The sequence below is a fragment of the Finegoldia magna genome, assembly GCF_003182075.1.
GTDB classification, from domain to species: domain Bacteria; phylum Bacillota; class Clostridia; order Tissierellales; family Peptoniphilaceae; genus Finegoldia; species Finegoldia magna.
Window position 1 is genome coordinate 13,619 of the sequence record NZ_QGTH01000001.1, and the last position, 19,994, is coordinate 33,612.

14 protein-coding genes are annotated in these 19,994 nt (G+C 27.7%); 12 read left to right on the forward strand and 2 right to left on the reverse strand.

The features are described 5' to 3' along the window. Positions 1-183 precede the first annotated feature (183 nt). The 7 genes from DES33_RS00025 (at position 184) to DES33_RS09875 (ending at position 7,509) form a co-directional block, all read left to right on the forward strand. Entirely contained in the window at positions 184-1,071 is an 888-nt protein-coding gene (locus DES33_RS00025; RefSeq protein ID WP_012797171.1) for an ABC transporter ATP-binding protein, read from the forward strand. A 1-nt stretch (position 1,072) separates the two neighbouring features. Further along, complete coding sequence (locus DES33_RS00030) at positions 1,073-2,353, forward strand: ABC transporter permease (RefSeq protein WP_110057742.1); 1,281 nt, start codon at positions 1,073-1,075, stop codon at positions 2,351-2,353. Next, positions 2,313-3,395: a radical SAM protein gene (locus DES33_RS00035; RefSeq protein ID WP_110057743.1), complete on the forward strand. Its 1,083-nt coding sequence runs from the start codon at positions 2,313-2,315 to the stop codon at positions 3,393-3,395. Before DES33_RS00030 ends, DES33_RS00035 begins: the two co-directional genes overlap by 41 nt. A gap of 169 nt (positions 3,396-3,564) precedes the next feature. Beyond that, the gene (locus DES33_RS00040; protein ID WP_035112649.1) at positions 3,565-4,794 is read left to right on the forward strand and encodes an ABC transporter permease; all 1,230 of its coding nucleotides are present in this window, start codon (positions 3,565-3,567) and stop codon (positions 4,792-4,794) included. Positions 4,795-4,824: 30 nt separating this feature from the next. Beyond that, complete coding sequence (locus tag DES33_RS00045) at positions 4,825-6,600, forward strand: ABC transporter ATP-binding protein (protein WP_004837760.1); 1,776 nt, start codon at positions 4,825-4,827, stop codon at positions 6,598-6,600. A gap of 27 nt (positions 6,601-6,627) precedes the next feature. Beyond that, a complete protein-coding gene (locus tag DES33_RS00050) occupies positions 6,628-7,149 on the forward strand; it encodes a VanZ family protein (protein ID WP_004812176.1) in 522 nt (173 codons plus the stop codon). A 234-nt stretch (positions 7,150-7,383) separates the two neighbouring features. Further along, entirely contained in the window at positions 7,384-7,509 is a 126-nt protein-coding gene (locus tag DES33_RS09875; protein ID WP_268987420.1) for a hypothetical protein, read from the forward strand. 365 nt (positions 7,510-7,874) lie between these two features. Here the strand turns inward: DES33_RS09875 and DES33_RS00055 are convergent, their stop codons facing one another. After that, positions 7,875-9,245 (reverse strand): relaxase/mobilization nuclease domain-containing protein, encoded by a 1,371-nt coding sequence (locus tag DES33_RS00055; RefSeq protein WP_110057744.1) that lies wholly within the window; start codon positions 9,243-9,245, stop codon positions 7,875-7,877. After that, on the reverse strand, positions 9,245-9,613 hold the full coding sequence (locus DES33_RS00060) for a plasmid mobilization protein (RefSeq protein ID WP_110057745.1): 369 nt from the start codon (positions 9,611-9,613) through the stop codon (positions 9,245-9,247). Before DES33_RS00060 ends, DES33_RS00055 begins: the two co-directional genes overlap by 1 nt. 648 nt (positions 9,614-10,261) lie before the next feature. Here DES33_RS00060 and DES33_RS00070 point away from each other — a divergent pair. From DES33_RS00070 to DES33_RS00090, 5 genes are all read left to right on the forward strand, one after another. Further along, complete coding sequence (locus DES33_RS00070) at positions 10,262-10,633, forward strand: metal-dependent transcriptional regulator (protein WP_012797113.1); 372 nt, start codon at positions 10,262-10,264, stop codon at positions 10,631-10,633. 162 nt (positions 10,634-10,795) lie between these two features. Then, a complete protein-coding gene (locus DES33_RS00075) occupies positions 10,796-11,548 on the forward strand; it encodes a thioesterase II family protein (RefSeq protein ID WP_110057746.1) in 753 nt (250 codons plus the stop codon). Beyond that, positions 11,538-12,230, forward strand: a complete 693-nt coding sequence (locus DES33_RS00080; RefSeq protein WP_035112354.1) for a 4'-phosphopantetheinyl transferase family protein — start codon at positions 11,538-11,540, stop codon at positions 12,228-12,230. Before DES33_RS00075 ends, DES33_RS00080 begins: the two co-directional genes overlap by 11 nt. Then, positions 12,230-13,837, forward strand: a complete 1,608-nt coding sequence (locus tag DES33_RS00085) for an AMP-binding protein (protein WP_035112352.1) — start codon at positions 12,230-12,232, stop codon at positions 13,835-13,837. Before DES33_RS00080 ends, DES33_RS00085 begins: the two co-directional genes overlap by 1 nt. After that, the gene (locus DES33_RS00090) at positions 13,818-19,976 is read left to right on the forward strand and encodes a non-ribosomal peptide synthetase (RefSeq protein WP_110057747.1); all 6,159 of its coding nucleotides are present in this window, start codon (positions 13,818-13,820) and stop codon (positions 19,974-19,976) included. The genes DES33_RS00085 and DES33_RS00090 overlap by 20 nt, the downstream gene beginning before the upstream one ends. Positions 19,977-19,994 lie beyond the last annotated feature (18 nt).

Here is a 19,994-nt window from a genome sequence, read left to right on the forward strand (position 1 = left end):
AAGGTGTTTTTTTATTTTTTAAAAATTAATGAAATCTTAAGAATTAATCAATAGAATATTAAAACACTTTTTTATTGTATCAATTAAAATAAAATCATAGAGGAGTAAAATTTTTATCACTAACATGAAGATGTATTTTTTACTTTTTAATAAGGAAGCATAAAAGATAAGGGAGGTAGTTTAGTGGAATTAGAGATTAAAAACGTAAGTAAGAAATTTAAAGATAAATTAGCGGTTGATAATGCATCAGCTACGTTATGTCCAGGTGTTTGGGGACTCTTAGGTGCAAATGGTGCTGGGAAAACAACTTTAATAAAAATGATCACTGGAATTAGCACACCGAGTCAAGGCGAAATTTTATATAATGGGGAAAGAATCAACAAATTAGGAGAAGAATATAGGAATTTGTTAGGGTTTTTACCTCAAGAATTTATTTGTGCTCCAGAGTTTACTGTAAATTCATTTTTACAATATGTAGCTGCTTTAAAAGGTATAGACAAGAGCAAAACAGAAGAAATGATTGATAAACTCCTAGAAGTATTAAACTTATCTGATGTCAAGTACAAAAAAGTAGTAAAGCTTTCAGGAGGAATGAGAAGGAGAGTAGGAATATGTCAAGCTATTTTAAATGATCCTAAAATATTAATTTTAGATGAACCAACAGCAGGACTTGATCCTGGTGAGAGAATAAAATTAAGAAATTTTATCACGGAAATATCAAAAAATAAAATAGTTTTGCTTTCGACTCATATAGTCTCTGATATTGAATATATATCAACATCAAATTTAATTATGAAAGATGGTAAATTTGTATATTCTGGAACAACTGATGAACTGATATCTAAAATTAAGAATAAGGTATACGAAGCATCTATATCAAATAGAGAATATGCAGAAAAAGAAACACAATTGAATGTTGTTAATGTAAAACAACAAGATGATGGAAACGTACTCATTAGATACATATCAGATAAAGATGATGTTTTAAATAATTCTAAATTAACAAAAGCTCATCTAGAAGACTTCTATTTATGGGTCTTTCCAGAAGATAGAAGTTTTAAGGTGAATTAAAATGAAAATTTACTTAAATGAGATAAAGAGGATTTTATCAATAAGATCAAATCAAATTATAATATTGTTTTCATTACTACTTGCTATATTGCTTTCCATAGCTCCAATTAATTTTACAAAAATTACCTATGGAGAAGGAGATCAAGTAAAAAATTTAAAAGGAAAAGAAGCAATAGAATATATTAAAAAAGCTAAAGAGCCTTATTCAGGAAAGATAACAGAAGATTTAATTTATAATGGCACAAAAAAATATAGAGAAATACTAAGAGAATATAATGTTACTGATAGGTCTGAATTAAAACCTGAAATTAATACAAAGAAGCTTATGCCTATAGAACATATAAGTAAGAAAGTAAATGAAGTATTCACTGATTCTCAAAGTAATAACCTTCCTCCAGTTTTAAGCATAGATATCAATGATACCAAATATTTTTACAATAAAGTATTTGATTATCTAAATAAAGTAATTGAAAATGAATATCCTAATAAAGCTCAGAATCAAATTATAGAAAAATCTGAAAAAGCACTGAGTAAAATAAAGACTCCATATGAATATTATGGATATTATAGTACAGATGCAAATGATTATAGAGGATTTTATAATACGATAATAATAATTTTAATGGTTGTAGTAGCAGCTCCAATATTCTCGTCAGATAGTGAGAATGATTTAGATTATATATTTAAAACAACTAAATATGGCAGAAGAAAGTTTGCCATCTATAAAATCCTAGCAATACTTACGATTTCGGTATTAACTTTGCTCTTAGGAAACTTCATACAAGGCTCTATATTAGACTATGCTTTTGGAACAGAGTATAAAAAGACTTCTGTTCAGATGATGTTTAGTGCTTTAAGTTTGCATAATTGGAACTTTGGACAGTTTAATAAATATATGCTTATTTGTAATAGTATCATATTGATTTCAACCATTCTTGCTACACTAATTATTTCTGTACTAAGTAAAAGGAAAGCAGAGTCAATAACGAAGTCAATAATATTATCAATGTTTCCAACGATTATTTCTCCTATAGCTATGATTAGTGCTATAAACTATGTTTTCCCATCTTCAGGAATAGGACTACTCAATTCATTACAAAATCAAATAGCTGATTTTAATTTTGTAAATGTTTTTGGAAATTGGATGAGTTCATCAAGTCTTATAATGATATCAGCTGTAATATATATTATTATTTTACCAAGTTTAGTAGTAATGATGTATTCAAAAATTGGAGGTAATTATGGACTTAATAACCCTAGAAAAAGAAAAGTTAGAAAATAAGTACAAAGAGTTATGTAAGGAAGAATATCCAGGGAGATTAGGCAAAACATTTAAAACAAAATATAATTTTTACTATTATGATAGTGGTACTGGTAAAGTAGCACAAATAAATAAAAATGTGTATAAAGTCTTAACTAAATTTTTAGAGAGCGAAAATTTCTTGGATTTTATAAAACTTGATATGTCTGAACAAGAATTTTGTGAGGCTATAAGTGAAATAAAAGATGCGATTAATAAAGAAAGTATACTCTCAGCAACTAAATTTAATTGTTTGACTGGAAAAACTTATGAACAAATTGATGAGATAATAGATAATAAGATACAAAATGTTACCTTAGAGGTTACAGAGAAATGTAATTTAAGATGTAAATATTGCATCTATAATGAATCTCATCCTGAATACAGAGCTTTTGGTCATAAGAATATGGACTGGGAAGTAGCAAAAAAAGCTGTTGATTTTTTAAAAGCTCATTCACAAAATTCTGATGAACGTCATATTGGATTTTATGGTGGAGAACCATTAATAAACTATGATCTTATAAAGAAAACAACAGATTATGCGAATAAGTTATTTGATAAAATGACTTATTCTATGACAACAAATGCTACTTTAATGAATGAAGAAATTGCTGATTATATTATGAAGAATAAATTCAATGTTATAGTAAGTTTAGATGGATATAAAGAACTTCATAATAAAAATAGATTGTTTGTTACTGGAGAGGGAAGTTTTGAAAAAACTATTAATGGATTAAAAATTTTATTGAGATCAGCAGAAAAATATAATAATAAAGAAAACATCACCTTAAACATGGTAATCGAAGGACCTGATTATGAGGATAAGTATGATAAGATACAAGTTTATTTAAATGAATGCGATTGGTTGCCTAAGAATATAAACATATTAACATCTTCCATAGATTATGGACCAAATGAAAGCATATATACAAGACCACAATCTTATGAAGAAAGAATGATTTTAAAAGATTATTATGATCCAATTTTATCGTGGGATGAAAAAAATAAAATAAGGAGAATATAGAACTGGTAACAGAGTTCGCGCTTTAAAAACTCTTAGAGCATCATATTAATGATGAATCATAGAGGCTCACACTATATAGAAATTTTAGTCTATATTTTGTGGGCTTCTATATTAATTATAAATAATAAGACTAGTTTGCTTTGTCAAAGCTGTAGGGGAGGTATAGATTATGAACATATATTTACAGGAACTAAAAAGATTTTTATCTAAAAAATCAGTAAGAGTTTTTTTGGTCGTGGGTTTATTTTTTACTTTTTTGATATCATTTATTACTTATAGAAGTGTACAATATGATGATATAAGTTCTGGTGATACAATTACCTATTTTGGAAAAGAGGCTATAGATCATTTTAATGAGGATAATAAAGCCTCTGAAGGTTATTTGACAGAAGAAAAAATAACTAAAGTAGTAAAATCTTATAAAGAAATATTAAATAATGAAAATGTAAACAGTAGAGAAAACTTATCAGAGGATGCTAAAAAAAATATATCGAAATTTGATCCTATATTAAGAGTAATAACATACCCATATACAATTACAACATCTGGAAGTTTACTTGATGTAAACGAACTTGATACAGAAAAAGATTTAAATTTTTATCAAAGTTGTTATGATGCATTGGAAAGGGACATAAAACAGAAATATGACAATGACAAGATAACAGAATTTGCTCTAGAAAAATATAAAGAGGTAAATAAACCATTTTATTATGGAGGATATTTTAGTGAAGATATACTATTTTTCGTAAATATTTTTATAACGGTATTATCACTAATTTGTATATTGATTTCATCACAATGCATTGTTGAAGATAAAGAAAATTACCTAGATTCAATTTTTAGAACAACTAGAAATGGAAGAAATAAATATATTTGCAGCAAGATACTTGCCTTAGCAAGTATTATATCGCTTTATTTGATATTAAATATATCTATTTATTATGGAACTATTAAATATCTTTATACTAATGGTTTAGATTCATCTTTTCAAATGTTACTATTTAATCAACTGTCAATATCTAATTTAACTATAGGTAAAGTTATATTAAGTGTATTTTTGTTAAGTATATTATTTACTATTGCAAGTTCAATGATGTCAATATTTGTCGCTATAAATTCAAAAGTTTCTATGGTTTCATCAGCCATATCGAGTGTTTTATTTTTTATTCCATCATTATTGTATGGAAAAAAATTGTTTAAATCAATATTTTATTTTTTGCCGTCTTTGGGATTAGGTACTGCAGAAAATAGCTTAATTGAACAGTATCAAAAATTTGAATTTGTTAAGTTGCCAGGTAAAATTTTATGGATTCCAAAGTTTCTAGTAATAATGGCTTTAATTAATATTGCTCTGTATTTATTGCTAAGTATAAAATCATATAACAAAATAGAGCAATAAATATTTTAATGGGAAGTAGAGGATAAATATATGGGTAAGGATAAAATAAATCATCTTGAATGTATAAAAATAGCATTCAAGATGATTTATGAAGTAGATAAAAATTCTTTTGCGATTACTATAATATTGTCAATTGTAAGTGGTGTTTTTCCGTTTTTAGTTCTTAAATTAGGACAAACAATAATTAATATAATTCAAATTCATTCCACTAGATTTGATAATATTATAATACTTATACTTATATATTTATCTTTACAATTTATATCTGTAATAGTAGATAATATTAAAAACTACTATTTACAAAGGTTAAGTAATGAAGTTACTTATTCTTCCATGAGGAAAGTAATGGGAAAATGTGCTGATTTGCCTTTAAAAAAACTTGAAGATAATAAAACTTACGATATTTTGAACAGAATAGAGCAAGATGCTACATTAAAGCCATATGAAATATTGATGTCAGTTATTAATTTGCTTTTTAATTTAACGCAAACTATTATAGCTATGTATGTATTAATTAAATGGAATTATTTTTTGGTTATTCTTTTGTTTGCAGTTACCATAATATCAGTGTTTGGAGAAATAAGAATAGGTAAATTAGAATTTAATATAAGAAATAGAAGAAGTACTTTAGAGAGGAAAAGTTGGTATTATTCTTTTTTATTAACTCACGATATTGCTTTTAAGGAGATAAAAACTTTTAGGTTAAAAAATTATTTTATTAGTAAATATAAAGAAATTACAGATACTATTATTAATCAAAATAATAGCATTGAAAAATTGAAAGCTTTATTAATAATTGTTATAAATTTTTTTCAAGTTCTTATTAATTTATATATTTTTAAAGAACTTGCATTTAAAACGTATAATGGAGAATTTTTAATTGGAACTGCTATGGTGTACATAAGCACAATTGTTATATTTCAAGGTTCTCTTAATGAAACAGGAACCAGTGTATACAATATTATTAATTCAAATTTATATATAAATTTACTTAAAGAGTTTCTTGAATTTAAAACTGACGATTTAAAAGAAGAGACAAAAACTATACTAAGATCAATAAAAGACATTAATGTAATATCGTTATCTAATATAAACTTTTCTTATGATGATAATAGTTTAGCTCTGCAAGACATTTCTTTAAAGATAAAAAAAGGAGAATCCATTGCAATAATTGGGGAAAATGGTTCAGGAAAAAGTACACTTCTAAAAATTTTAGCTGGATTGTATAGTCCAGATTCAGGTGTGTTTTTAATTAATGGGATGAAATTTGATGATATTGAAATAGAATCTTATAGAACACAGATTAGTTCATTATTTCAAGATTATTTGAAATATGAGGGGACAATAAAAGAGAATATTATATTAGGGCAAATTGATAGAAATGAAGACGACTTTTCGATTCTAACAGCATTAAATAGTGCTGATGCAAAATTTTTAAAAAATGATGGTAAATATAATATTAATAAAGTAGTAGGTAATTGGTTTGAAAATGGGCAGGAACTTTCAGGCGGACAATGGCAAAAAATTGCAATAGCACGAACTATGTATAGAAAATCAAGTCTATTGTTATTTGATGAGCCAAGCTCGTCATTAGACATAATTTCTGAAAAAATCATATTTGATAATATTTTAAATAATTTGAATGATAAGATTATTATATATATCACCCATAGGATAAGATGTGCGATGAATTCTGATAGAATTATTGTGATGGATAATGGAAAAATAGTAGGTGATGGGAGTCACGATGATTTAATTGAAAACTGTAATAGATATAAGTTAATGTATAATAAGGAATTTAAGTGACTTTAATAGATTGAAGGGGAATTAATTATGAAATTGAAAAATCAATATATTTCAGTTGGGATGAAAGTGCTAACTGTATACTATATAATTTGGTTAATCTTTATTGTAGTATTTAAAATGACATTTTCAATCAATAATTTATTGATTGAGCGACAAATAAATTTACTACCATTTTATTATGACAATACAGTTAATATTAAAGTTATTTTTGATGAGATGGTATCAAATATACTCATTTTTTTACCTTTGGGTATTATGATTAGATCTATTTTATTTCGTAAAAACAATTTAAAAAGTATTCTTTTTGTATTTTTCTTTAGTTTAGCTATAGAGTTTTTACAGTACGCATTGTCAATTGGAGTATTTGATATAACTGATATAATTAATAATACATTAGGTGGTGTATTGGGCGTGGGAATATATAATTTAGCTTTAAAAAAATTTAAATCTAAGTTTAAAGTAGATAAATTTATTTTTTGGATAGCTTTTATTAGTGCTATTTTTATAAGTTTAGTATTAATTGTTTTTTTAAAATATAATGGTATTTAAAATTTTGATATTAACTAAATTATTAGTATCAAAATTTTTTGTATAACGGGCAAGTTCCAATACTGGGGTGAAAGTTCCTAAATAGCGTAGTTGTCGACGAATTTCATAGCGATCCTGAAATTTCACATGGAGATATGTGGAAGAGAGGAACGACATGACTTGACGAACAGGAATATGATATTAAGGTTGGTTTGATGTTTAGATGAAAGTATACTAACAGTAGCAAACAGTGTAGTGGCAAACAGAGTAATGGTTTTAGTAACCAAATGTATAGAAAAGAAGTTAGGATTAAAAGTAAATGCAACAAAATTCAAAGTTATTAAACCAACAAAGCTAAAATATTTAGGATTTGGATTCTGAAAAAGAAAAGAGAGTTAGAAGGCTAGGGAACACGAGAATTCATTATAAAAGTTTAAAAGAAAATTAAATGTCCCACTGTAGATGGAAAACAGTCCTAGGGGTTTGGCGACTATTATTAAGTTGTAACTAACATAACAGGATTGTACTATATAAACAAAGAAATCCTCAAAAAGAGAGGATTTTAAAGCTGTTTTGATTATTATTTGCATTGAACTACTTGTATGTCGAATGGCACGTACGATGGTGTGAGAGGGTTATATTTAGTCCTACTCGATTTTTATTGGCAAAGGCAAAATGAGAGCTCATATTTGAAAGGGGCTGTGGAAAAGTTTCCACACTATCCTATCATTTTTTTATAGATCCAATTACTTATATAATTCATTATCAAGATATTTATCAGTATTTTTTCTTAATTGAGTCAATTCATTTATCAAGATATTCTTATTGGAGTAGTCATCCATAAGAATATCTTTTTTATTTTTGTATTCATCATATAATTTTGACAACTCTTTTATACTTAGATTTTTATATTTACACCTTTCTAAAGTAATTATTGCTTTTTTATATGCGATAATTTGAGGCTTATATTCACTATAAAAATCTTTATCATTTGGATTTTCTTTATAGGTTCTATAGATAACCTTATTTATTTTTATAGTGTTAATGTCTTCAATAGCTGCGTAAATTTCGCTCATAACTTTTTCAACATCTTTAATCTTATTTAGGATTTCTTGCCTATTAACAGCCTCTTCTTGGAGTTTAATTTCCAAATCCATACTAGATGATAGACCGTATTTTCTAATCTGATTTAAGGTATTCGCCATAGTATTCATATTATGTTTTCTTGCCCATATTTCATAACCTTTAGAAGATTTAACCTTTTCATTGCTTTCTATGTCTATTATATTATCAAATTTCTTGTAAGATTTTTTAGCATAATGTACTTCAATATTTTTGTAATTTTCATTTACCTTATTTTCAATTCTTTCTTTTATTTTCTCTTTTGTATAATCTTTTCCAAGAGTAGTTTCCCTCGCACGAATGAATCGCCCTTTTTCTCCTTGTTTTTTATGTCTGAAAGAAAGATATTTTCCAAGTTTAATTTCATAGCCATATTCTTCCATAAGCTTTAAGAAATCCTCATAGCTATTTGCTTTATTAATAGTATGATCAATAGCGATTTGAAGTTTATGTTTCCAAGATTTTCCTTTCTTAAATTCAATATATTCTTTGTAGGATTTACCATTGGTTTTATACTTTTCTTTAAATTTTACATAATCTTCATCTATAACTGATAGCTGATACTTTCTACATAAATCATCACTATGATTTCTAATTTGGTGATAAGTTTTTTTGTTACTTTGATATGCTTTACCAGTTTCAAAAGAAACATTATTAAATAGTATATGGTTGTGAATATGCCCCTTATCTATATGGGTAGTAAGAACATATTCATACTTTCCTTTTAAGATTTTATCGCATAGTTCTATACCTATTTGATGAGCCTCTTCAGCAGTAGTTTCTCCTGGGAAAAAAGATTGAATTAAATGTCTTGCCAAAACTTTTGCTTTAGAATTACATTCTCTTTTTGTTTGTTCAAATTCTAAATGAGCAGTTATAGGGTTACAGTTTAGGGAGGAAATTAGAATTTTTCCATCTGTTTTATCACTATTCATAATATAATCAAGTGCTGCTTTTAAAGTGGATTTTATAGGATGAATTTTAGTAATTGCCATTATTCTTTCTCAGTATTTATGCTATTAGAATTAGTAAGAGAGTATATTTTTTTACGGATAGAGAAAATATCTTTTGCTTGATTTTCTAATAAGCTTTTTAAATCTTCTACATCATTTTTATATATAATTGATGTAGTATTTACCCTTTTAGTAATTTGATTTATATTATTTGAAGTACGACTTATATTTGTTGACATTTCACGAAAGACATCCATATCTAATACATAAATATCTTTTTCTAAAATACATTTCATAATAAATTGTCTAAGAGTTTTACACTTAGATGCTTTATATTTTTCATTTAGCAATTCTAACTCCTCATCAGATAACATTAAATAGATTCCGTTATTTCTAAATCTACTTGTCATAATTTAACCTCCTCGTATATTGTAGTTGTAATAATAAATACTACATTTTTTTCTCAATCCCTCTTTCTTATGTGATAATAATTATATAGATAGAGCTCGTAGTAAACTTCCTTGAAGTTCCTCTTACTAATAAATTTATTAATCGAAATAAAAAAGAAAAACCTGTAAATTCAAGTAGGATAACTTGACTTACAGGTTTAATTTATTCTATATATTTCGTTTGGGAATCTCCTGATTTAAATTTTTATTATTGATATTTTATCACTTTTTGAGATAATATTCAAGTTTACGTTTAAGCTATTATAAGCGTTTGTTGCTGAATTTAATTATTATAAATTTAGGGGTTTGGGGATATTCCCCAACAAGTAAAATGGAAAAAATAAGCGATATATTCGTAGTATTTTTATTCCATTTTTAGTAAGTGCATATGCACTTACTGTGCTTGCTCATATACTAATAGTATAAGTGAAGTTAATAAACAATACATGACAAATCTAGAGGAATATTGCAAAATTTACTTTTAAATAAGGATTTTTATAAGTATAATGAGATAGTATAAAGATTAAGGAAATCATTTTTTAAGTTCTTTAATTTCGTATTTACTAAATTTGGATGTAATTATTTTTATTTTTAAGGGAGGGGTAATCCATTCTACACAGGGAATTTGCAGAGGAAAATTATTTAGAAGCTATATATATTTTATCTTTGGAAAAAGAGGAAGTAAGAAATATGGATCTTGCTAATTACTTAGAATATAAAAGACCTACTGTTACAAGAATGCTAAAAAAACTTGAAAATAAAGGGCTGATTATTTATGGTGAAGATAAAATAATTCGTTTAACAGAGGAGTCAAAAATATTTTGCGAAAAAATGTATACAAGGCATAAATATTTGACGGACGTATTTATAAGACTTGGAATAGATGCAAAAAATGCTGAAGACGAAGCTTGTCTTATAGAGCATGTTATTTCTGATGAAACTTTTGAAAAATTAAAAAAACATTTCGATTATAATTTATAGTAAATAGCATAGATGACTCGCATAATGAGATGTCTATGCTATTTTTATTTTTAAAATTATATTTTTAAAAACATCTCAAAGCTATTGATAAAAGCTATCAAATGGTATATAATAATTTTGAGTTAGCCAATACTAACAGAAAATAAATAAAAAGGTGAATTTATGTCAAAAAACTTTGAAATACTAAATAAAGAAATTAATGAAAATAATATAATAGCAAATCTTTTTATATTCCCGTTTGCAGGTGGTGGAGTGTCTGCCTTTAGAAAATGGAAAGATGAGTTTGAAGATATAAAATTACTTGTTGCCCAGTATCCAGGAAGAGAAAACAGGTTTTCTGAAAAGGCTATAAGTGACATTAACATCTTAGTGGATAATTTATTTGAAGATATGAAAGAAAATTTTGATTTTAGAAAACCTTATTATTTATTTGGACATAGTATGGGAACAAAAATAGTTTATGAACTTGCATTAAGAATTAAAAATTCGGATTACATAAATCCAAGAGGAATAATAATATCAGGAGGACGAGCACCATTATATAAAGAACCTCTTCCAATTTATCATCTTGACGATGACGGATTTATAGAAGGCTTGAGAAGATATGAAGGAACACCAAAAGAAATTTTAGATAATAAGGATTTAATTTCCATTTTCTTGCCAACACTTAGGGCAGATTTTGTAATAGATGAAGACTATCAAGATACAAAATTTGAGAAATTAGAATCACCTATACTAGGTCTTATGGGAGATAAAGATCAAGAAATGACCTTAGATGAACTTATAAAATGGCAAGATTATACCACAAAAGAATTCACTTATAGATATATAGATGGCAAGCATATGTTTGTCAACACATCTCCTGATAGTGTCATTAAAGAGATAAAAGAGTTTATAAAAGTAAATGAAAATTGAAGAATATGAGATAAGAAATACTAAAGATTTTCTTACCTTAGAAAATTTAAAAGCTAAATTATCTAATAATGATTTGACACTAATTAAGGCTTATACAGACAAATTATTAGAAGAAAAATTACTTTCTTACTTAACTGAAGAGGAGATAATAAAATCAAAGGATTATAAATCAGAAATAGCAAAAATTAATTATCTAGTATCAAGAGCAATACTTAATTTAGTCCTAAAATGTTTACTAGAAAAAGAAATTGATGATCTGATAGTCAAACGAGATAAAAACAATAAGCCTTACCTAGAAAACACTATAGGATTAAAGTTTAACATCTCACATACTGATGGCTTAGTCCTGTTAGCTTTTTTTAAAAGAGAAGTAGGAGTAGATGTTGAAAAAATAAATTATAAATTTGAGTTTAAGGATATATTAGAAAACTGTTTTACTAAGTATGAAATCATAAATATAGATAACAACATAATTAGTTTCTATAGATATTGGACTGCAAAAGAAGCCTATCTTAAATATGATGGGATTGGTCTTATAAGAAATTTGAAAGAAATTGAAATAATTTCTTATGGAAATAAAGTTATAGAAATTATCGATAATAAAAACAATATAATAAGTAGATTACAGCCATTAAATTATGATGGCAAATATGTCGGGGCAATATGCTCGGAGGAAAATTAATGAACATTGAATTAAAAGAAAAATTAGAAAAATTTTATGATGAACAAGTGTGGCCGCATATAACCTTAGGAGAATTTATTGAAGATTGTGCTAAAAAATATGGGGATAAAATTGCCTTAGTAGATGGAGATGTTGAACTTTCATATCAAGAATTAAATAGAAAAGCTTGCCATTATGCCAATGGTTTATTGAAAGCTGGATTTAAAAAGGGAGATAGAATCGTTCTTCAACTTCCTAATTGTCACGAATTTGTTATTATCCTTTTTGCCATGTTTAAGATTGGTGTGATTCCAGTATTATCACTTCCAGCTCATAGGAAAAATGAAATAAAGGGAATATTAGAAAAATCAGGGGCAATAGCATATATAGCTAAGGATAAATATCTTGGCTTTTCATATGTTGATATGATTAGAGAAGTAAGAGAAGAATTAAATATAGATTTTGAAGTTTATATTCTTGGAGATAATCAAGGATATAAAAATTTTTACAATCTTGATGATAAAGATTATCTATCTCAACAAATAGAGATCAATTATAAAGAGATAGGATTATTACTTTTATCAGGAGGTACAACTGGTATACCCAAATTGATACCAAGGAGACATTGTGATTATATCTATGTGGCGAAAGAATCAGGAATAAAGTCAGAATTCAATTTAAACACTAAGTTTTTAGCAATATTGCCTATGGCACATAATTTTACGCTCTGCTGTCCAGGGGTACTTGGGACTTTGGCATATGGAGGAACTGTATTTATTAGTAATACGGCTAGTCCTGATGAATTTGTTCCCATAATCGAAAATAATAAAATTAATACTATACAAATAGTTCCGTCGTTAATTGAGGTGTTTTTAGAATATGTAGGGCTGTTAGAAAGTGATGTTAGTTCTCTGGAGTTAATGATAGTTGGTGCTGCAAAACTTGAGCCTAAGCAAGCTATGATGCTTGAAAATACGTTAAATGTTAGAATTCAACAAAGCTTTGGTCTTGCAGAAGGTTTGATATGTATGACAGACGTGAACGATTCTGAAAATATAAGATACAATTTTCAAGGCAAGCCAATTTCAAAATATGATGAAATATTAGTTGTTGATTCGAACAATCAATCAACAAAACCTGGAGAAGTTGGGCAATTATTAACAAGAGGACCATATACTATATATGGATATTACAATTACAATGAGGACGAAACCGTAGTAAACGAAGATAATTACTTTATTACAGGGGATAAGATTGTTTTATCAAAAGATGGAAACATCAATATAATAGGGAGATTAAAAGATACAATTATAAAAAATGGAGAAAATATAGAACCTAGGGAAATTGAGAAGACCGTAATTAAGATGGGCGGAATTTCAAAAGCAAGCATTGTAGGTATAAAAAATAAAAATGGAGAAGAAATAATATGCCTCTATATGTTAAGTGATGAGGCAATGCCTATAGATCATATCAGAAAATATTTAATAAAAGAGGGTTTGGCAAGTTATAAACTGCCAGATGTAGTTGAATGCGTAGAAGAATTTCCGTTAACTGCTGTTGGAAAGATAGATAAAAATAGGTTAAAAGAGATGTATAAGGAGTTGCATTATGACACTAATAAAAAATAAAAACGAGATTATTTCATCACTTGAATCATATTTGAAAGAACAACTTGACATTGAAACAATTGACAAAAATGTGAATTTGAAAGAGTTAGGGATAACTTCAATAAAAGTTATGAAAGTGGCTAGCAAGTTGAAGAAAAATGGACTAAATATAAACTTTGGGAAATTAATGGGAAATCCAACTTTAGCACACTGGGAACAATTGATTACGGACAATAATTTTGTACAAAAAGAGTCTTATTACATAAATGAAAATAATCAAAATGAAGAATTTCCACTAACCGATGTTCAGTACTCATATTTCATTGGAAGAGAAGACGAACAAACACTTGGAGGGGTGAGTTGTCATGCATATATCGAGATTGACGGAGAAAACATAGATGAAGTTAAGCTAGAAAATGCTTGGAATAAACTTCAATACAGGCATCCAATGCTTAGAGCAAGATTCACAGAAGATGGAAAACAAGAAATATTAGATAAACCTTTTAGCGAAGAAATTGAAGTTTTTGATTTATCTAATTTAGATGATGAAGAAAACAAAATTAGACTAGACGAAATACGAGAAAATTTATCTCATAGAAAACTCAGAGTAGAAATGGGAGAAGTCGCTGGATTAAAACTTGCAAATCTATCACAAAATAAAAACAAAATATTCTTTGATTTAGACTTGCTAGTTGCTGACGTAATGAGCTTGAGCTTTATTTTAAAAGAATTAGGAGAATTGTATTTAGGAAAAGAATTAGATAATCTAAACAATTATACCTTTAAAGATTATATAAACAATCTTGAAGTAGACTCTGAAATTTATAAAAAAGACCAAGAGTTTTGGAAAGAAAAAATAGACTCATTTGAGATAGAAAGACCTAATTTACCATTAAAGAAAGCTCCTGAACAAATTAAAGAAACGAGATTCACTAGAAGAAAACGAGTTATTGAAAAAGATAAATGGAGCAAAATAAAAGAGCTTGCAGCAAGCTATAAATCTACGCCATCAATGGTTTTATTAACTGCGTATGCTTTAATTCTAGAAAGATGGACTAACCAAGATAAGTTTTTTATAAATTTACCATTATTTAATAGAGATCTTTCAAACGAAAACCTGAAAGATATGGTAGCAGACTTTACAAATATCTTATTAGTAGAACATGAAAGAAAAAATGATACTTCTTTCCTAGAAACTTTGAATAGAATAAGCGAAACCTTTATAGACAATGCTAGTCATTCATCTTATAGTGGAGTACAAGTTCAAAGAGATATATCGAAATCACAGGGTACAAGTCTTAATGTTTCACCTGTAGTTTTTGCGTGCAACATAGACTATCCACTAGAGACTGAAATTTCAAGGAAAGCTTTGGGCAAAATTACATATATGGTTTCACAAACTCCAGGAGTATGGTTAGATTTCCAATCTTATATAAAAGATGGAGATTTAGTATTATGCTGGGACAGTGTAGATGAACTTTTCCCTGAAAAAATGTTAGATGACATGTTAAATTCTTTAGAAGAACAACTTTTAATACTAACAGAAAAGGAAAATTGGGAAAGCAAATTTGATGTACTATCAGAAAATCAAAAACTAGCAAGAGAAAAAGAGCTTAAATCAATTCTTCCGTTAAACTTTCCTGATGAGAGATTATATGATGGATTTATAAAAAATGTAAAAGAAAATCCAGAAAAAATTGCAATTATAGATTCAGAATCTAAAGAAGAAATATCTTATATAGACTTATATGAAAAATCCTTAAATGTAGCAGGATATTTAAAGGAAAATGGAATAAAAAAGGGAGACTATGTAGGCATTACTCTCCCAAGATCAAGCAAGCAAATTTACGCTATATTTGGAATACTTTTTTCTGGAGCGGCATATGTTGCTGTTGGAATAAATCAGCCTAGCGAAAGACGAACTAAAATATACGAACAAATTGGTATAAAGTTTGTCATCAGTGAAAATAAAACAATAGAAAATTGCAAACTAGATACGGGAGAAGTTTCTTTAATTGACTTAGACAAAGCTATAGACAAATCCTTAGGTCTTGATAAGCCTATAGAAGTAAGTCCTTTTGACTCAGCCTATATAATAATGACATCAGGTACTACAGGAGTGCCAAAGGGTGTTGAGATTATGCATACAAGTGCCATTAATACTATTAATGATTTAAATGAAAAATATTCTATTAATTCAAATGATACGTTACTTATGGTATCAGCAATAGACTTTGACTTATCAGTATATGATATTTTTGGAATACTTGGTGTAGGTGGAACTCTAATAACAACTAATGAAGATAATTATCGTAATCCTGATGAGTGGATTAGAATTATTGAAAAATATAATGTAAGTGTGTGGGACTCTGTACCTATACTTTTTGACATGCTCGTAACTATGGCAGAGGGTGAAAAGAAAAACTTACCACTTAGAATTGTTATGTTATCAGGAGATTGGATAGCAAAAGATCTACCAGGAAGATTCTATTCTATTAGTAATAATAATGCAATTGTTGTCGCAATGGGTGGAGCTACTGAAGCATCAATATGGTCAAATTACTTAAACGTACCTAGAACTATTCCTCAAGATTGGATTTCAATTCCATATGGGAAAGCGCTAAAAAATCAAGTTTATAGAGTTGTGGATGAACTTGGAAGGAACTGCCCAAATCATGTAATGGGTGAGCTTTTAATAGGTGGGGTTGGTGTTGCTAAAGGTTACTATGGCGACAGAGAATTAACGGAGAAAAAATTTTTAAAAAAGGATGGAATAAGATGGTACAAAACAGGTGATAACGGGAGAACATGGGATGATGGAACAATAGAATTCTTAGGGAGAAAAGATACACAGGTTAAAATAAAAGGTCATCGTATTGAGCTTGGTGAAATTGAAGATGCAATAAGAAAATATGGTGGGGTGGATAATGTTTTTGTTGATGTTTTTGAAAGAGGAAACAGCAAAAACTTAGTAGCTTTTATCAAAATTGATGAAAGTTCAGAAAATTTTACCAAAAAAATAAACTTAGAAGAGACCAGTGTAAGTTTTGTTGAAACTCCGAAGAGTATACCATCTAATGATGTAATATCTCAGAATAAATCCATAGACAAAATCGTGATGAACATGGTTATGGATATTCTAAGAAATATAGGCGTAGATTTCAGTAATAGAGAATACTACATTGAAGATATCTATAAACTTACTGACATGTCTGAGTTGAGTATGTTTATCGTTAAAATTTGGATGAAAGAATTATTAAATAATAATTACTTAAAGTTAAATGATGGAAGATATAGTTTGGCAGAGCTCAAAAGAATTCCAGAATACAGTGATCAAAGAGAAATTACGAGAAGAATTAATAGCTTAAAACCAACCCTATTAAAAATTCTAGAAGGTGAAAAAGACCCAGTTGAGCTTTTATACACTGAGGACAATCAATTTAACTTAACGAAACTTACAGAAAATCTTATGGGATATAAGGAATCTATAGAAAGTATTATTTCGTCAATTAAGAAATATAAAGGGATAAATTCAAATGAAAAAATTAGAGTTTTAGAATATGGAACTAGGGATGCCAACTTAACGAAGAAATTATTTGAAAACCTAAAAGATTATGTTAGCGAATATGTATACGCAGACAATACTGTATATTCAAAAGCGGGGTTATCAGAGCTTGACGACTGCAATAAATTTAAATATATGTATATAAAAGATCTATATGCCAATAAATCTAATGAGAATTATTTTGACGTAGTAATTACGATTAATTCTATCCATAGAAATGTAGATGTTAATTTATTTTTAGAGAAAATACAATCTATTTTAAACCCAAATGGCATCCTCATAGGACATGAAATACAAGACAAGAATTTACTTCATATTATCACCGCAGATGTTATGAATCAAGAATCTTTCAAAGCCTTAAACATAAAACAACATATTAATCCTGACTACAAAATAGTATATTTAACAAATCAAGAAGATTCAAAAAACTTGAACTTTAGTACATTTGTATTACAAAACAAAAGGAATGAAAAAGTAACTTTCGACAAACTAAAGAATCATTTATATAAAGAAATCCCTAATTATATGGTTCCAACATCATTTTATAAAGTATTTGAGATACCATTAAATAAAAATGGGAAAGTAGATAGAAAAAAACTAAAAAGCAATATTACAAATGATATTAATAAAACGTTAAATGCTTCTCCTAATGAGGGTACTCAAAACAATGAAATGGAAGGAAAAATTTTGGAAATATGGAAAAACAGTTTAAGTAATCAAGATATAGTAATTACCGACAACTATTTTTCTATAGGAGGCGACTCGTTGGTTGCAACGTCAATTATCGGGAAAATAAGAAGTGAGTTGGGATACGAACTATCAGTTAAGGATATTTTTGAAAATCCTACAGTAACTAAATTAAGTCAACTAATTAAAAATAGCCAAACTATAAAAAAAGTCGATATTAATGATCTAGACATAATAATATCAGACAAAGAAAATTTATATGAGACTTTTCCATTAACTGATGTGCAAATGGCTTATTGGATTGGGAGACAAGGTGCGTATGAGCTAGGAGATGTTTCAACTCATTGTTATTTTGAGTTTGATTGCGAAAATCTCCACATTGGTAAACTTCAAAATGTATTAAACGACATGATAAATTATCACCCGGCATTAAGGACAGTAATACTCAGATCTGGAGAGCAACAAGTTATTAAAAATCCCCCAAGAGTGCTTATTGAAATCAATGAACTAACCTTACTAAATGAAAGTGATAGAGAGAAAGCCTTGATGCAAATTAGAGATTCACTGTCTCACAGAGTCATAGACTTAAGTAAAATTCCAACGTTCGATTTTAAAGTTGCCAAATATTGTGATAATAAATGCAGAATATGCATAGGAATAGATAACACAATACTTGATGGTTGGAGTATGTATAATTTTTTAGATGAAATGAATGCAAGGTATAAAGGGGAGTTTGTTGAAGAAAATATAGATATATCTTTTAGAGACTATGTTTTATATAAAGAGCAGAGAAATAAAGCTAACTATGCTCGAGATAAGACCTATTGGCAAAACAGAATAGAGTCATTTCCTGATGCTCCACTATTTAATTTTATGCAGAAAGAATCCAATAAATTTATTCAAAAATTCAAGCGAAAGGAAAAGACTATCGGTAAAAGTATTTGGCTAAACATTAAAAATATAGCAAACGCTAACAATATAACCCCAACGGTTTTAATTCTTTCCATATTCGCTACTATAATCAATAAATATAGCGAAAAAAGCGAATTTACTATAAATATGACTCAATTTTCAAGAGAGGATATGAATTCTAAATTTTTTAAAGTTATGGGTGATTTTACGGATTTAAATTTACTTGAGGTAAAATTAAATGAAGATACCACAATTGTTGAAAATGCCAGAAATATCCAGTATCAGTTTCTTTCCGATATGGAACATACATCATATAGTATTTTAGAATTTCTAAGAGATTTAAGAGATAAAAAGGAGAAGTGTGATGTAGCGAGAGTAGTTTTTACGAGTGGCTTAGGAATTAATAAAAGTAGAAGCAAAGATTTTTTAGGAACTTTAAATTATATGTTAAGTCAAACGCCTCAAATATGGTTAGATCATCAAATAATGGAAATAGATGGAAACTTGGTATTGGCTTGGGATTATGTCGGGGAATTATTTGATGAATCTAAAATGGGGGTTTGTTTTAATGACTATGTAAAAGCCATTACAGAAGTGTCTATAAATGGAGATATGAAAGTTAAAAATTTATACACAACAATAACAAAAAATCATAGGTTTGAAAACACTGCGGAAAATATTAATGGAGAAGTATGTGAAACAATATTTAATTTGAAGTGTTTAGACAAAAATAAAATAACAAACGAAAAAGAGGCTGAACTGCTCAGTACTGATTTAGTAAAAATAATAAGAGAGATATTTATGGAGATTTTAGAGTGCAATGAGATAGAATCTGATGACAACTTTTTTTCTCTTGGCGGAAACTCATTGAATATGATTCAACTTTCTAATAAATTATCAGAAGAATTTGGATATCAGCTAAATTTTAGTGATTTTTTTGAAAAACCTACGATATCCTATATAGCTTCTGAAGTTATCGGGAACTACAAAAGATAATATGAACGAGGGTTAGAA

What these genes read in the sequence shown, in the direction of transcription:
- DES33_RS00040 (WP_035112649.1), top strand. Translation starts at nt 3,565, where the DNA reads ATGAACATATATTTACAGGAACTAAAAAGATTTTTATCTAAAAAATCA.
- DES33_RS00090 (WP_110057747.1), top strand. Translation starts at nt 13,818, where the DNA reads ATGACACTAATAAAAAATAAAAACGAGATTATTTCATCACTTGAATCA.
- DES33_RS00055 (WP_110057744.1), bottom strand. Translation starts at nt 9,245, where the DNA reads ATGGCAATTACTAAAATTCATCCTATAAAATCCACTTTAAAAGCAGCA.
- DES33_RS00030 (WP_110057742.1), top strand. Translation starts at nt 1,073, where the DNA reads ATGAAAATTTACTTAAATGAGATAAAGAGGATTTTATCAATAAGATCA.
- DES33_RS00035 (WP_110057743.1), top strand. Translation starts at nt 2,313, where the DNA reads ATGGACTTAATAACCCTAGAAAAAGAAAAGTTAGAAAATAAGTACAAA.
- DES33_RS00085 (WP_035112352.1), top strand. Translation starts at nt 12,230, where the DNA reads ATGAACATTGAATTAAAAGAAAAATTAGAAAAATTTTATGATGAACAA.
- DES33_RS00045 (WP_004837760.1), top strand. Translation starts at nt 4,825, where the DNA reads ATGGGTAAGGATAAAATAAATCATCTTGAATGTATAAAAATAGCATTC.
- DES33_RS00050 (WP_004812176.1), top strand. Translation starts at nt 6,628, where the DNA reads ATGAAATTGAAAAATCAATATATTTCAGTTGGGATGAAAGTGCTAACT.
- DES33_RS00075 (WP_110057746.1), top strand. Translation starts at nt 10,796, where the DNA reads ATGTCAAAAAACTTTGAAATACTAAATAAAGAAATTAATGAAAATAAT.
- DES33_RS00080 (WP_035112354.1), top strand. Translation starts at nt 11,538, where the DNA reads ATGAAAATTGAAGAATATGAGATAAGAAATACTAAAGATTTTCTTACC.
- DES33_RS00060 (WP_110057745.1), bottom strand. Translation starts at nt 9,613, where the DNA reads ATGACAAGTAGATTTAGAAATAACGGAATCTATTTAATGTTATCTGAT.